Here is a 14,204-nt window from a genome sequence, read left to right as displayed (position 1 = left end):
TCGCGCGTTCTCGGTCGCGCATCTCGGTCACGTCTCTGTCACGCGTCACACGTCACGCGGCCCGGACGCGGCCCGGACGCGTCGGTGTCACACGTCCGGGCCGCGTCTCGGTCGGCCGCGTCTCGGGTCGGCCATGTCTCGGGCCGACCGCTTCCCGGGTCGGCCACGTCTCACTTGTCGAGCTTGGCGACCGCCTTGTCGATCTGCGGCAGGTAGCGGTCGATGACCCAGGGGACGGTGAGCGGGTTGATGATCGAGGACGCGGTGACGAAGGAAGCGTCGTCGCTGGCGACCACGGTGCCGCGCTTGACGGCGGGGATCGCCCCGTACAGCGGCTGCGCCTCGATCTCCTTGCGGGTCTTGTCATCGGTGTAGAACGTGAAGATCAGGTCGCTGTCCGAGAGCTTCTCGGCGTTCTCCAGGCCGATGAGCGCGGAGTCCGTGCCCTTGGTCTCCTTGAAGGTGTTCACGACCGGATCGACCTTGAGGCCGAGGGACGAGACCATCTTGACCCGCTGTTCCTCGCTCTGGAACACACCGAGGGTGCCCGGACCGGAGGTGTAGATGTACGAGAACGAGACGTCCTTGTACTTCGGCCGGGTCGCGGCGGCGTCGGCGAGCTGCTTCTTGATCTTCGAGGTGAGCGTCTTCGCCTGGTCAGGCTGCCCGAGCGCCTTGGAGATGATCTCGATCTGCTCGTCCCAGTTCGTGGACCACGCCAGACCGGGATAGGCCACGGTGGGCGCGATGTCCGACAGGATGTCGAACTGCTCCTGGGTGATGCCCGACCACGGGGCGAGGATCACATCGGGTTCGAGTTCGGTGATGGCCTCGAAGTCGATGTCCTCCCCACCCGTGAACTGGGTCGGCAGCTTGTCGCCGGACTTGGTCACCGCATCGTGGATCCACGGCAGATAGCCGGTCTTGTCGCTGCCCCACTCGTACTTCTCGATACCGACGGGCGTGTGGCCGAGCGCGATGGAGGTCTCCGCCGAACCCTGCCCCAACGTGACGACCCGCTCGGGCTGTTCGGGGATCTTCGCCTCGCCGAGCGAGCTCTTGATCGTGACCGGGAACGCCCCGTCACCCTTCGCCGACGTACCGGACGTGCCGGTGGACTCCGAGTCGGACGACGAACAACCGCTCAGAACGAGTACGAACGCGGCCGCGGCGGCGGTGGCCGAGACGGCCAGTCTCTGATGACGCACGCGGGTGAACCAGGATGGCATCGATGTTCCTCAAGTCTTCGTGAGCGACAGGTCTTCGTGTGCGGCGCGGTCGCGTCCCGGCGCAACTCGGATCGCGAATTATTAGGCAAGCCTAAGCTAAGTGCGATTTCGCTTTCAACCGCCCCCACGAAAGGCGCACCACTCACCCGGCCTGCGCCTCCCCGGCTCACCCCGTCCCGGCGCTCCCCGCCCGGTGTTCCCCCGGCGCTACCCGGCCAACCTTCCCCATCCGTCGGCCACTTAGACCGACCGACCCCCGGGCGGCGCCGGGTACGGCACGTCCAGCCGCAGTACGAGGTGGGTGTCGTGGCGGGGGTTGTCCGGGTCGGGATACCAGCGGTGCCGGGCGTAGAACGACCGGGCGCGGGTGTCGGGTTCGAAGACCTCCAGCCGCGGACGGCCGCGCCCCCTGTCGAGATCCCGTTGGTGGTTGTCACTTTTCCCGATGTCGCCCGGTGATACCCGGATTTAGCGTTCGACGTGACAGCCCGGGGCAACCGCTCCCACGAGGAAGGCCACCACCTCATCATGACCATCGTCGCGCCGATCCTGATCGGCGTCGCTTACGTCTGCCTGAACTCCCTGATCCGCGAACCGCACCGGCGCCGCCTGAACGCGGTGATGGTCGCGGGCGCCGGAGCCGCGTACCTGAGCGGCGGGGGCTTCGGTCTCTGGGAGTTCGCCTTTACCGCCGTCGTCACCTACTGCGCCTACCGGGGCCTGGATTCCTGGACGTTCATCGGGATCGCCTGGCTGCTGCACACGGCGTGGGACGCGCTGCACCACGTGTACGGAAACCCCATCATCCCGTTCGTGGAGCACTCGTCGCTGGGCTGTGCCATCTGCGATCCGGTGATCGCCGTGTGGTGCCTCGTCGGCGGCCCGTCGGTGGTGGAGGTGATCCGTGCGCGTTTCGGGCGCTCGGGGTCCGGCGACGCCGTACCCCGGCCGGAGGGGCAGCCCGCCCCACCGCGTTAGGCGGGACGTGGGACAGTCCCCGGGGCCGGGCCCCGGGGACTGTCCCGGACGGTCACGTCACCGGCCGTCCCTCGGACGTACTCGGTCCTCCGGGGCGACCCGCGTACTCAGCTCTCCAGCCGGCTGTCGACTCGGCGCGGCAGGCCCAGCGGGTTGTCGTCACGCAGCTCCGGCGGGAGCAGCGCGGGCGGCGTCGACTGGTACGAGACCGGGCGCAGCCAGCGCTCGATCGCCGTGGCGCCGACCGATGTCGAGGTGGAGGTGGTCGCCGGGTACGGGCCGCCGTGGTGCTGCGCGGGGGCGACCGCGACGCCGGTCGGCCAGCCGTTGACCAGCACGCGTCCGGCGAGCGCGGTCAGTTCGGCGAGCAGTTCGGCGGTGCCGGGCTCGGTGCCCTCGGCCTCCTCCTCGGCGAGCTGGAGAGTGGCGGTGAGGTTGCCGGGGAGGCGGGAGAGGACCGAGCTGATCTCGTCGGTCGAGGTGTACCGCGCGACGACCGCCACCGGGCCGAAGCACTCCTCCAGCAGGAGGTCGTACGGTCCCGGCGCGGTGAGCAGCTCGGCCGGCAGGGCCAGGAAGCCCGCGCTGACGGTGTGCTCGCCGCCCGCGCCAGGGGTGATCGGGGCTTCCACGCCCGGGAGTTCGGCCCGTTCCCGTACTCCCTCGACAAAGGCGTCCCGCATGCGGTGGTCAAGCATCACGCCGGGCTCGGTCTCGCTGACCGCCGTCGTCAGGGACTTGAGCAGCCGGTCCCCGGCCTCGCCGGCCGGGGCGAGGACGAAACCGGGCTTGGTGCAGAACTGCCCCACGCCCAGGGCCATCGAGCCCGCCAGTCCGGCGCCGATCTGCTCGGCGCGCTCGGCGGCGGCGGCCTCGGTGATCACGACGGGGTTGAGGGAGCCCAGTTCGCCGTGGAAGGGGATGGGCGTGGGCCGCGCGGCGGCGGCGTCGAAGAGGGCGCGCCCGCCACGTACGGAACCGGTGAAGCCGGCCGCGGCCACCAGCGGGTGCTTGACCAGCTCGACACCCGACTCGAAGCCGTGCACCAGGGTCACCACGTCCTCGGGCAGCCCGACCTCGGCGGCGGCCCTGCGCAGCACGGAGGCGCACAGTTCGGAGGTGGCCGGGTGGTCGGGGTGCGACTTGACGACGACCGGGCAGCCGGCCGCGAGCGCGCTCGCGGTGTCGCCGCCGGGGACGGAGAAGGCGAGCGGGAAGTTGCTCGCCGCGTAGACGGCGACGACGCCGAGCGGCAGCTTCCAGCGGCGCAGGTCGGGCCAGGGCGGGGTGCGGTCGCCGTCGGCGTGATCGATACGGATGTCGAGGAAGGCGCCCTCGTCCACCACCTCGGCGAAGGCCCTCAACTGGGCTGTGGTTCGGGCGAGTTCACCGGTGAGCCGGACCGGACCGAGCGCCGTCTCGGCGTCCGCGGCCTCGATGACGTGCTCACTCGCCCCGTCGAGCAGGTCGGCGGCCGTACGGAGCAGGGCGGCGCGCGCGGTGCGGTCGGCGAGCGCCGCCCGGGAGGCGTACGCGCCGCGCACGGCGCGGTCGACCTCCTCCGCCGTGGCCTCGTCCGCCACTTGCTCGCGCTGCTTCCCCGTTCGGGGGTCGACACTCCAGACTGGTACTGCTGCCACCGCTGCTTCCTTCCCGACTTCCCGGCTTACGGATTGGCCTGGCCTGCCCCCGGACCTCTGCCATCCGGCACATTCGGTGCATTCACCAGCAGTCGTTCGGTATTCTGAACAGGATTCTTGATAGTGAATCTGTAAGGACTCTATTTCCGCGCGTTCTGTGTGGTCAAGAGTGGTCGAGCTGTGTGGTCAAGCAGGGAAGAAGGGCGAGGCGAGATGTCGGCTGCGGAAACCGGTGGAGCGCAAGTCAAGTCCGCGGTACGGACGGTGGAACTGCTCGAATATTTCGCCGGGCGCCCCGGGATGCACTCCCTCGCGGCGGTCCAGGAAGCGGTCGGCTACCCCAAGTCGAGCCTCTACATGCTGCTGCGCACGCTGGTCGAGCTGGGCTGGGTGGAGACGGACGCGACGGGCACGCGGTACGGCATCGGCGTACGGGCGCTGCTGGTCGGCACCTCGTACATCGACGGTGACGAGGTCGTCGCCGCCGCCCGGCCCACCCTGGACCGGCTCTCCGACGACACCAGCGAGACCATCCACCTCGCGCGTCTCGACGGCACCAATGTCGTCTATCTCGCCACCCGCCAGTCGCAGCACTACCTGCGGCCCTTCACCCGCGTCGGCCGCCGGCTGCCCGCCCACTCCACCTCGCTCGGCAAGGCGCTGCTCGCGACGCACAGCGACGAGCAGGTACGCAAGATGCTGCCCGAGACGATGCCGGCACTGACCGAACACACCATCACGGACCGCGAGAAGCTCATCGAGGAACTGCGCTCCATCCGTGAGCAGGGCTTCGCCGTGGACCGCGAGGAGAACACACTGGGGCTGCGCTGCTTCGGTATCGCGATCCCCTACCGGACACCGGCGCGTGACGCGATCAGCTGCTCGGTGCCGGTGGCCCGGCTGACCCCCGGGCACGAGCAGATGATCAAGGACGCCCTGTTCGACGCGCGCGACCGCCTCACGCTCGCCACCCGCAGGCTCTGAAGCCCCGAGCATGAAGAGTTCCTGAGAAGGGGGCCGGGCGGGAACGCCGCTCCCACCCCCGCTCGTCCCTCATACGGGATGAACAAGACGATCAGACACACAGCGGTCATTTGTCTGCTGCTGGTGCTCGCCCTGCTGGTGCGGGCGACCTGGGTGCAGGCGTACGAATCCAAGGCCCTCGCCGACGACCAGTACAACCGGCGGAAGATCATCGCGCAGTACGCGCAGCCGCTCGGTGACATCGTCGTGGCCGGCTCGCCGGTGACGGGCTCACGGAAGACGGCGAGCGGCGACCTCGCGTACGAAAGGACGTACACCGACGGTGACCTCTACGCCCCCGTCACGGGGTACAGCTCGCAGGCCTACGGCTCCACGCAGCTGGAGGGCATCTACACGGACGTGCTCGACGGCACGGACACCCGGTTGCAGAACCCGCTCGACGCGCTCATGGGCAAGGCGACCGAGCCGGGCGACGTACTGACGACGATCGACCCCGCCGTACAGAAGGCCGGGTACGAGGCGCTGGGCGGCAAGAAGGGCGCGGCCGTCGCGATCGACCCGAAGACCGGGCGCGTCCTCGGGGTGGTCAGCACCCCCTCGTACGACCCCACGAAGATCAGCGGGACCACGGACGGCGACGCCTGGCGGAAGCTGTCCGAGGACGCGGACAAGCCGCTGGTCAACCGGGCGCTGCGGCAGCCGCTGCCGCCCGGGTCGACCTTCAAGCTGGTCGTCGCCGCGGCTGCCCTGGAGGACGGCCTGTACGCCTCGGTGGACGACCGGACCGACAGCCCGGACCCGTACACCCTGCCCACCACGTCCACGGTGCTGCGGAACGAGAACAGCTCCGCGCCGTGCGAGAACGCCACGATCCGGACCGCGCTCGAATACTCCTGCAACACCGTCTTCGCGAAGATGGCCGACGACCTCGGCCAGGAGAAGGTCCGGGCGATGGCGGAGAAGTTCGGTTTCAACGACTCCGAGCAGGAGATGCCGGTACGGGCCTCGGAGAGCGTCTATCCGTCCGGCATGGACAAGGCGCAGACGGCACTGACGGGGATCGGCCAGTTCGACGTGACGGCGACACCGCTCCAGATGGCCATGGTCTCGTCGGCCCTGGCCAACGACGGGCTCCTGGCCTCGCCGCACATGGTGTCGAAGGTCGTGGACTCGAAGGGTGACACCTTGCGGTCGTACCCGGACGGAGACACCGAGCGGATCGTTTCCTCGACGACGGCCGAGCAGCTGCGCAGCGCGATGGTGACGGTCGTCGAGGACGGTACGGGCACGAACGCCAGGATCGACGGCGCCGAGGTGGGCGGCAAGACGGGCACGGCACAGCACGGCGTGGACAACAGCAACACGCCGTACGCCTGGTTCACGTCGTACGCCAAGGACTCGTCCACCGGCAAGGAGGTCGCCGTCGCGGTGGTCGTGGAGGACTCGGACGCGGCGCGCTCGGAGGTCAGCGGCAACGGTCTGGCGGCTCCGATCGCGGAGAGGATGATGCGGGCCGCGCTGAAGTGACGGTGATAGGCCTGCTCTGTCCCGTCGCTCACGTGTCGCGGATCTTCGCGGGTCAGTGGGCCGTGCCGGTCTGCCAGACGTCCTGGCCGTCCTTGGTGATGACAGCGTTTCCGTCGGCGCGCAGTTCGAGGACGGCGCCGTTGCTGCCGACCGTCTCGCTGGCCCACACGGGGGCCGAGTCCGCGTTGTAGACGACCAGGTTGCCGTCCGGCTGGAAGACGGCGCTGTGGTCATGGCCGAACATGTTGTTCGCCCAGAGCGCTTTGTCGTTCTCGTCGTAGAGGACCAGGTTGCCGTCCGGCTGAAGGGTCAGTTTCACGCGCGCGGTCTGAAGGAACTCACCGGTCCGCAGCACGCGTGGGGCCTTGACGGTCAGCGATTGGGGCAGTGCGCCGGCCTTCTCGGGTACGGCGCCGGCCTGTTCGGCGTCCTGTTCCGGCTTGCCCGCGGCGCCCGCCGCCGCGGCCTTGGCCCCGCTGCGGGCCGGGGACGGTTCGTCGGCCCTGGCTTCCGAGCCACCGCCGGAACTCTGGAACATGAGCAGCGCCGCCACCGCGGCCCCCGCCACGGCCACGGCACCCACCGCGCCGAGGACCAGCGGCGACCGACGACGGCCGCGCCTCGCGGATCCCGCCGCCGCGAGGGTGTCCGGCGGCGCCGTGTCGAACGCGGCGGTCGGTGGAGGTACCGGATGCGTACCGGGCATCGTCATGGCATCCGCGGCGACCGGTGCGGCGACGAGCGCGGCGGGCGGCTGAGGTGCGGCGGGCTGGGCGGGCGCGGGGTCGTCGGGCAGGGACGAGAACGCCGCGGCCGCGGCCTGCTGGTAGGCGGGGTGCCGCACGAGATCGGTCTGGGCCCGGCAGAGCTCCACGATCCGCTCGGGGTCGGGGCGACGCTCCGGGTCACGGTGGGTGCACTGGGTGATCAGCTCGACCATGTCGGCGGGGACCCCCGCCAGGTCGATCTCCTCGTGGACCGTGCGGTACGACACCGTGATCATGGACCCCTCGCCGTACGGCGGACGCCCGGTGAGGGCGTACGCGAGGGTCGCGCCGAGGGCGAAGATGTCCGCCGCCGGGCCGGTCTCGCTCTGCGTGATCGTCTCGGGGGCAATGAAGCCGGGCGTGCCGATGGCGGCGCCGACCTGGGTGAGGTCGGAGGGTTCCGCTCCCCGGGCGATGCCGAAGTCGATGAGCTGGGGTCCGGTGGTGGAGAGGATGACGTTCTGCGGTTTGATGTCGCGGTGCAGCACCCCGTGGACGTGGATGTCGGCCAGCCCCTCGGCGAGCGCGGCCAGCACCGCCCGGCACAGCTCCGACGGCAGAGGGCCGGTCTTCAGAACCGCTTGATGGAGGGTCGGTCCCGGGATGTATTCCGTGGCCATCCAGTACGGCGCTGTCGTCACCTCCGCGTCGATGAGGGACGCGGTGTACGCGCTGTGGACCGTCCGGAGCGTCTCCACCTCACGACGGAAGCGGCTCAGTGCCTGGATGTCGGCATGGAGGTGGTCGTTGATCACCTTGACGGCGACCGGCCGGCCCCCCGGTGTACGGCCGAGATAGACGCGCCCCATGCCGCCGGAACCGAGCCGGCCGACCAAACGGTAGCGGCCCATCTCCGTCGGATCGGTCTCATGCAGCGGGTACACCGAAAACGCCCTCCCAGAACAGCGACCAGAGATGTACGACCCGCGGCTCGACAGGGCGCGCCCCTGCTGCCTCGCGGCAGAGTCACGCCAGGCTCCCCGTAGGCCCGCCCAGGTCCTGTCCCGCCGATACGTACCGGGCCCGGAGGGCCTGGCTGATCCGGCGGGACCGACCTGACAGGACCTGAACTTCGCGCCCGGACCAGAGATCACATAGTAGGTGCGAGCACTGACAACCTCGCACGCGTGTACGTCTCTTGAGCGTCTTCCGGGGCCGCGCGCTGTCCGGAACCGCCGAGGGCGTCCGCCGGCTGCGGGGCTCCCCCGCCGTACGTCCGCTGGTGCTCGCCGCGTCGGCCACGATGCTGCTCGCCGGAGTGAACGGTACGGCGATCTACGCGGTCGTCGACCGGGGGCTCGGCCACTCCTCCACGTACGTGGGGGTGCTGTACGCGGTCCAGGGCGCCGGGTCCGTACTGACCGGGCTGTTCGCGGGGCCACTGCTGCGTCGGCTGCCGGAGCGGGTGTTCGCCGCCGTGGGCATCGCTCTGTTCGCGCTGTCGGTCGGTGCTCGGGCGCTGCCGTACGACGCGGTGGTGCTGGCGAGCGCAGCCGGTGTGGGGCTCGGGCCTGTCCGGCGGATCTTCGCGGATCAGCCCGCGGCGTCTGGTGCCGTGCCTCGCAAGGCGGAGGATCGTTCGCGTACTGGACGTACTCGGACGACTCCGACAACGCAGCGAGGTGCGGTGCCGGGCGTCGCGGGCCCGCGAAGATCCGCCGGGCAGGCCCGAGGGGCTGCCGTGTGTACTGATCGCCGCGCTGACGGCGGTGCAGCGGGATGTCCCGGACGCCGTGCTCGGCCGGACGGTGGCCACCGCCAACACCCTGATGCATGTGCCGAACGCGGTGGCGCTGGCGCTCGGCGCGGGCCTGGTCGCGGTCGTGGACCTGACCGTACTGCTGCCCGTGGCCGGGGCGGCCGGGCTACTGACAGCGTTCGGCCCTGGCCGCCCGTCACCTCAACCGCCGGTCCGGCTGTTCCTGAGTCCGTCGGCGACGGCCGCGAGGTCCGCGTTCGAGGCCAGACCCGCGTGGTACAGCCGCAGTTCGGTCGCTCCGAGCGACCGTGCCCGCGCCACGTCCTCGGCGAGGCCCGCCGGGTTGCCGCCCATGCCGCTCACGACGTTGAAGTTGGCGGCCAGTACGGAGGATCCGGTGCCGTGGCCCGCGAACGGGCTCAGCATCGCCTCCGCCGCGCCCCCGGCGCACGGCAGGACGACCCCGTCCGCGACCCCCAGGATGTGCGCCGGTTCCACGCCCACGTTGGCTCCCGTGCGGTACGGCTCCGGGTCGGCGTGCAGCAGCACCTGGAAGCCGGGGCCGGCCTCCGCCCGTACGGCCGCGACCACCGTTTCCTGGAGCGTACGGGCGACTCCGAAACGCCAGTCGAAGGTGACGGCGGCGAGATCCTCGCCGAGCAGCCTCTCGACGGCGGCCCGTCCCGCCTCGGCCGAGCCGCCCGTGGCCCAGACGGGCTCCAGCGCGCGCCGTACGGCGGCGGCCAGTTCGTCCGGGGACGCCCCGAGGCCGGCGTATCCCTCCCGGCAGACGGTGCAGAAGCAGAGCGACATCAGATACCGCGCCGCGTCACCGAGGCCGATACCGGCGGTCTTGTCATGGGCGTGCAGATGCCCGAAGCCGTACCAGCCGCAGGACTCCAGCTCGACGCCGCGCGCCCCGGGACGTACGGCGGCCTCGGCCGCCAGCTCCACCAGGTACGCGGCGACGGCGGGCCGTGCGATGCAGGGCGCCCAGGGGTAGCGGTCGCCGTAGGCGTTCACCACGGAGGTCGCCGGATGTTCGGCGCCGAGGCGGGAGCTGTGCGCGAGGATCACCCAGCTGTGCACCTCCAGACCGGCGGCGGACAGCGCCCTCGCGGCCTCTCCGTACGCGTCGCCGGGCGCCCAGTCGCCCGCCGGGTACGGACGCGGTTCGTGCCCGGCCCAGCGGGCGCTGTCCGGCGGGTAGAGGACGGCGGCGTACTCGGCGGTGACGACGCGGTGGCGCGGATGACGCGGGGTCAGGGCGCGCGTCGAGTGGTAGGCGGAGGCGAGGGTGACCTGCTGGACACCGAGGTCCGCGACGCGGGCGGGGGCGTCGGGATCACCCACGACGTCCCAGGGGTAGAGGAAGACGGAGGCCTTCACGCGCTCGCCTCCTTGTCCCTGAGAAGACTTTCCGCGCCGTCCGTCTGCGGGGTGTCCGCGAGCAGGGCGTAGCCCCGTTCGACGATCCCGGTGAGTTCCTTGATGTGCGCGGGCGGCGGTTCGCTCAGCGGGGGCCGTACCTCCCCCACGTCGAGCCCGCGCAGCCTGACGCCCGCCTTCACGAGCGAGACGGCGTATCCGCGGCCCTTCCCGCGCAGTTCGACCAGCGGGCGGTAGAAGCCGTCCAGGAGGCGGTTCACGGTCGTGTCGTCGCCGGTGGCCAGGGCCCGGTGGAAGGCCAGGGCGATCTCGGGGGCGAAGCAGAAGACGGCGGAGGAGTAGAGCGTGACGCCGATGCCCCGGTAGGCGAGGCCGGTGAGTTCGGCGGTGGGCAGGCCGTTGAAGTAGAGGAAGTCCCGGCCGGGCAGTTCGGTGCGTACGGCGCTGACGGTGCGCTGCATCAGTTCGAGGTCGCCGTACCCGTCCTTGAGGCCGACGACGCCGTCCACCTTGGCGAGTTCGACGACGGTCTCCGGTGTGAAGACGGCGTTGTCGCGCTGGTAGACGATGGTCTCCAGGCCGGTGGCGCCGGCCAGCACGGTGTAGTGGCGCAGCAGCCCCGCCTGGTCCGCGGCGACCAGATAGGGAGGCATGGCGAGGAGTCCGTCCGCGCCGGCCTCCTCGGCGATCCTCGCGTAGTGGACGGCGAGCGCGGTTCCGTAACCGACACCCGCCACGACCGGCACCCGGCCCGCGCTCTCCTCTACGGCCACGGTGACGCAGGCGCGGAACTCGTCCGGGGCGAGAGCGTGGAACTCACCCGTGCCGCAGCACGCGAAGACCGCGGCGGCTCCCGCGTCGATGCCCGCGCGGACATGCGCGCGGAAGACGTCGAGGTCGAGGGCGCCGTCGGGACCGTACGCGGTGACGGGGAAGAACAGCGGCCCGGACCCTCCGGTGAGACGGACGGCGAGCGGGGCTGAGGTCACGGGGCGCTCCCTTGGCCAAGCATCGAGCACTGACGCTCGTGCACAATTATGATTGATGTCCATATTTCTGAACTCCGTCACGCTAAGGCAGCCGCTCGGGCGGGTCAAGACGGGATGCCGCAACCCTGAAGCGGATTCGCCCCGTTCGGGCGACACTTGACGATGTTCCGCCGCACCCCCCAGCGCGTCCAAGCATGTGAATTATGTCCACAGGTCCGAGCCGTCAAGGAGATTCCGCCCATGCCCGCACCCCGTACCGTCCTGCTCACCGGCGCCGCCGGCGGCCTCGGCACCCTGATGCGCGGCCTGCTGCCCGCGTACGGCTACGAACTGCGGCTCTTCGACGCCACCCCCATCGAGGGCGAGCCGGACGCCATCACCGCCGATCTCGCGGACAAGGAAGCGCTGCGCGAGGCGGTGCGAGGGGTCGACGCGGTCATCCATCTCGCGGGCATCTCGCTGGAGGCCTCCTTCGACAAGATCCTGCGCGCCAATATCGAGGGGACGTACAACCTGTACGAGGCGGCCCGCGCGGAAGGCGTCCGGCGCACGATCTTCGCCTCCAGCAACCACGCGGTCGGCTTCACGCCGCGCCCCCAGGGCGACGACCCGCTGATCCCGATCGACACCCCGCGCCGCCCCGACACGTACTACGGCCTCTCCAAGTGCTTCGGCGAGGATCTCGCCCAGCTCTACTGGGACCTGCACGGCATGGAGACCGTCTCCGTACGGATCGGATCCTGCTTCATGGAGCCCACCTCGGTACGGATGCTCTCCATCTGGCTGAGTCCGGGGGACTGCGCCCGGCTCTTCCATGCCGCGCTCACCGCCGGGAACGTCGGCCACAGCGTCGTCTACGGCTCGTCCGCGAACACCCGGCTGTGGTGGGACCTGACGTCCGCGCGGGCGCTGGGGTACGAGCCCCAGGACGACTCGGAGCAGTACGCGGAGAAGCTCGTCGCGAACCAGGGCGAGCTGGACCCGGACAGGCCGGACCACGCGTACCTGGGCGGCAGCTTCGTCACCGACCCGCCGCGGTGGCCCCACTGAGCCCGGTGGGCTGGGCGGACCGGGAGGACCGGGCAGAGGAGGGGAACGAGCCGGAACGATTTGCCGGGGCGAACGGGGGAAGGTAAGGGAACGGCAAAGCCAGGTCGTTCGTTACGCCTGGCATGACAGCTATGACCCCCGGCTCGAACATCCCTCTTCCCACCGCCCACGTAGCGGTGGACGTCGCCGCTCCCGTGCGGCTCGACGTATCGGGCCTGCTGCTCACCGCCGACGGCAAGGTGCGCTCAGACGACGACTTCATCTTCTACAACCAGCCGACCGGCCCCGGTGTCAGTTATCGCTCGGGCGGGGGCACGGCGCCCGACGCGATCGTCATCGACACCGGTGCCGTTCCGGCCGGCATCGAGAAGATCGTCGTCACCGCGAGTCCGGACGCGGCGGGACAGAGCTTCCAGGGCGTCGAGCCCACGGCCACGGTCCGTGACGCGGCCAACGGCACCGCGCTCGCCTCGTTCACCCCGCCGCAGCTGGGCTCGGAGACCGCCCTGGTGATCGTGGAGGTCTACCTGCGGAACGGAGCGTGGAAGGTCCGCGCGGTCGGTCAGGGGTACGCCAACGGGCTGGCCGGGATCGCCACCGACTTCGGCGTCTCGGTCGAGGAGCCCGCGCCGGCCCCGGCTCCCGTCGCGCCCGCCCCGGCGGCCGCCATCGCCGACCCGCGTGTCGCCGCTCCCCCGGCCCCGGCCGCCCCGCCCGCCCCCGCGGCGGCGCCCGGCAGCGGAAAGATCAATCTGGACAAGGGCCGGGTCAACCTCCAGAAGAACCAGACGGTGTCCCTGGTCAAGGGCGGCAGCCCGCTGCTCTCCAAGGTCAAGATGGGCCTCGGCTGGGAGCCCGCGTACCGGGGCAAGGACATCGACCTCGACGCCTCCGTGATCGCGTACGGCCCGAACCGCAACCACCTGGACAGCTGCTACTTCGGCAAGCTGTCCATCCTCAACGGAGCCATCAAGCACTCCGGTGACAACCTCACGGGTGAGGGCGGGGGCGACGACGAGGTGATCGTCGTCGATCTCGGCCAGCTGCCCGCCGACGCGACCGGCCTGGTCTTCACGGTCAATTCCTTCACGGGACAGAAGTTCACCGAGGTCGCCAAGGCCTACTGCCGGCTGATCGACGCGGCCAGCGGCGAGGAGCTGGTGCGCTTCGACCTGACCAGCGCCGAAGCGCAGACCGGCGTGATGATGGCCAAGCTGATCAAGCAGTTCTCCGGCGAGTGGGAGATGACCGCCATGGGGGAGTTCGTCAAGTCACGTACGGTCCGCGGCATGGTCAAGCCCGCCGCGAAGGCGCTCTGAACGACGGGCTACGAGCAGCGGCTTGCGGGAGTGGGCTACGAGTCGCGCGCCGCGCACCGGCCGGCCCGCCGGTCCGTCGCGGGTCCTGAACGGTCCGCGGCGGCCCGGGGGCTCGGCCTCCAGGCTCCACCAGGCTTGCAGGCCCGGCTTTAGAGCTTGGTGAGCTTGACGAAGGGGCTCAGGATCCTCCCCTGTCGCCCCGAGAAATCGATGAGCACGGCATGTTCGCCCTCGACTCCGACGACTCTGCCCAGACCGAACTGGTCGTGGGAGACACGGTCCCCCACATCGAACTGCTCGGGCGGAGGTGAGGCCGGGGCCTGGCGGTTGAAGGGACTGGACGGCAGGTGGCGCCGGGATCCGGCTGACTTTGTCATTACTTGGAGTATGCGCCCAAGAAGCCCCGCCGCGCCATGCCCGGCAACCGACGGACAGCCGGATCACCCCTTCCAGGGCCGGTTCGCGGCCCGTTCCGCCTCCGGCGACGAGACCGTCGGGAACGACGCGTCGGTCAGCCCGCCGAACACGCGCCGGTTGACGCCACCGGACAGCGGTGCCCGTCCGGGGTACCGCTCGACCGGTCCTTCAGCGCGTGACCACCACGCGCGGCACGGCGGTGGTCACGCACGGTAC

Annotated in this window: 11 protein-coding genes and 2 pseudogenes; 7 read left to right on the top strand and 6 right to left on the bottom strand. The window is 70.6% G+C overall.

Translation table 11 applies throughout. The features are described from left to right. Positions 1–170: 170 nt before the first annotated feature. The gene (locus ACIQD6_RS25090; protein ID WP_401885974.1) at positions 171–1,229 is read right to left on the bottom strand and encodes an iron-siderophore ABC transporter substrate-binding protein; all 1,059 of its coding nucleotides are present in this window, start codon (positions 1,227–1,229) and stop codon (positions 171–173) included. 528 nt (positions 1,230–1,757) lie between these two features. On the opposite strand from ACIQD6_RS25090, the gene ACIQD6_RS25085 reads away from it, so the two are divergent. Beyond that, positions 1,758–2,207 carry a DUF6010 family protein gene (locus tag ACIQD6_RS25085; protein WP_401885972.1) on the top strand — a complete coding sequence of 150 codons (450 nt, stop codon included), beginning with the start codon at positions 1,758–1,760 and terminating at the stop codon, positions 2,205–2,207. A gap of 107 nt (positions 2,208–2,314) precedes the next feature. Here the strand turns inward: ACIQD6_RS25085 and ACIQD6_RS25080 are convergent, their stop codons facing one another. Beyond that, entirely contained in the window at positions 2,315–3,847 is a 1,533-nt protein-coding gene (locus ACIQD6_RS25080) for an aldehyde dehydrogenase (NADP(+)) (protein WP_401885969.1), read from the bottom strand. Positions 3,848–4,060: 213 nt separating this feature from the next. On the opposite strand from ACIQD6_RS25080, the gene ACIQD6_RS25075 reads away from it, so the two are divergent. Further along, on the top strand, positions 4,061–4,831 hold the full coding sequence (locus ACIQD6_RS25075) for an IclR family transcriptional regulator (RefSeq protein ID WP_401885967.1): 771 nt from the start codon (positions 4,061–4,063) through the stop codon (positions 4,829–4,831). Between the two features lie 78 nt (positions 4,832–4,909). Further along, positions 4,910–6,358, top strand: a complete 1,449-nt coding sequence (locus ACIQD6_RS25070) for a penicillin-binding transpeptidase domain-containing protein (protein WP_401885965.1) — start codon at positions 4,910–4,912, stop codon at positions 6,356–6,358. A gap of 52 nt (positions 6,359–6,410) precedes the next feature. Here the strand turns inward: ACIQD6_RS25070 and ACIQD6_RS25065 are convergent, their stop codons facing one another. Next, positions 6,411–8,009, bottom strand: a complete 1,599-nt coding sequence (locus ACIQD6_RS25065; protein ID WP_401885963.1) for a protein kinase — start codon at positions 8,007–8,009, stop codon at positions 6,411–6,413. A gap of 290 nt (positions 8,010–8,299) precedes the next feature. On the opposite strand from ACIQD6_RS25065, the pseudogene ACIQD6_RS25060 reads away from it, so the two are divergent. Further along, positions 8,300–8,632: pseudogene (locus ACIQD6_RS25060) on the top strand (MFS transporter); the annotation flags it as partial. 166 nt (positions 8,633–8,798) lie between these two features. Next, positions 8,799–9,002, top strand: a pseudogene (locus ACIQD6_RS25055) (MFS transporter); the annotation flags it as partial. 23 nt (positions 9,003–9,025) lie between these two features. Here ACIQD6_RS25055 and ACIQD6_RS25050 read toward each other — a convergent pair. Together ACIQD6_RS25050 and ACIQD6_RS25045 are read right to left on the bottom strand one after the other, a co-directional pair. Continuing rightward, positions 9,026–10,213: a hypothetical protein gene (locus tag ACIQD6_RS25050; protein ID WP_401885961.1), complete on the bottom strand. Its 1,188-nt coding sequence runs from the start codon at positions 10,211–10,213 to the stop codon at positions 9,026–9,028. Beyond that, on the bottom strand, positions 10,210–11,202 hold the full coding sequence (locus tag ACIQD6_RS25045; protein ID WP_401885959.1) for a 5-dehydro-4-deoxyglucarate dehydratase: 993 nt from the start codon (positions 11,200–11,202) through the stop codon (positions 10,210–10,212). Before ACIQD6_RS25045 ends, ACIQD6_RS25050 begins: the two co-directional genes overlap by 4 nt. Before the next feature lie 240 nt (positions 11,203–11,442). Here ACIQD6_RS25045 and ACIQD6_RS25040 point away from each other — a divergent pair, with 240 nt between their 5' ends. Both ACIQD6_RS25040 and ACIQD6_RS25035 read left to right on the top strand, forming a co-directional pair. Continuing rightward, entirely contained in the window at positions 11,443–12,252 is an 810-nt protein-coding gene (locus tag ACIQD6_RS25040; protein ID WP_401885957.1) for an NAD-dependent epimerase/dehydratase family protein, read from the top strand. 122 nt (positions 12,253–12,374) lie between these two features. After that, positions 12,375–13,571: a TerD family protein gene (locus ACIQD6_RS25035; protein ID WP_401885955.1), complete on the top strand. Its 1,197-nt coding sequence runs from the start codon at positions 12,375–12,377 to the stop codon at positions 13,569–13,571. 149 nt (positions 13,572–13,720) lie between these two features. Here ACIQD6_RS25035 and ACIQD6_RS25030 read toward each other — a convergent pair whose 3' ends face one another. Continuing rightward, complete coding sequence (locus ACIQD6_RS25030) at positions 13,721–13,948, bottom strand: hypothetical protein (protein ID WP_401885954.1); 228 nt, start codon at positions 13,946–13,948, stop codon at positions 13,721–13,723. Between the last annotated feature and the right edge of the window lie 256 nt (positions 13,949–14,204).

It is taken from the genome of Streptomyces sp. NPDC088400 (assembly GCF_044753355.1).
Lineage (GTDB): Bacteria > Actinomycetota > Actinomycetes > Streptomycetales > Streptomycetaceae > Streptomyces.
Note: the sequence above shows the minus strand (reverse complement) of the source record. Positions and strands in the feature narration are given on the sequence as shown.

Coding starts and splice junctions, on each gene's coding strand:
- ACIQD6_RS25085 (WP_401885972.1), top strand. CDS start 1,758: ATGACCATCGTCGCGCCGATCCTGATCGGCGTCGCTTACGTCTGCCTG.
- ACIQD6_RS25075 (WP_401885967.1), top strand. CDS start 4,061: ATGTCGGCTGCGGAAACCGGTGGAGCGCAAGTCAAGTCCGCGGTACGG.
- ACIQD6_RS25035 (WP_401885955.1), top strand. CDS start 12,375: ATGACAGCTATGACCCCCGGCTCGAACATCCCTCTTCCCACCGCCCAC.
- ACIQD6_RS25070 (WP_401885965.1), top strand. CDS start 4,910: ATGAACAAGACGATCAGACACACAGCGGTCATTTGTCTGCTGCTGGTG.
- ACIQD6_RS25090 (WP_401885974.1), bottom strand. CDS start 1,229: ATGCCATCCTGGTTCACCCGCGTGCGTCATCAGAGACTGGCCGTCTCG.
- ACIQD6_RS25030 (WP_401885954.1), bottom strand. CDS start 13,948: ATGACAAAGTCAGCCGGATCCCGGCGCCACCTGCCGTCCAGTCCCTTC.
- ACIQD6_RS25040 (WP_401885957.1), top strand. CDS start 11,443: ATGCCCGCACCCCGTACCGTCCTGCTCACCGGCGCCGCCGGCGGCCTC.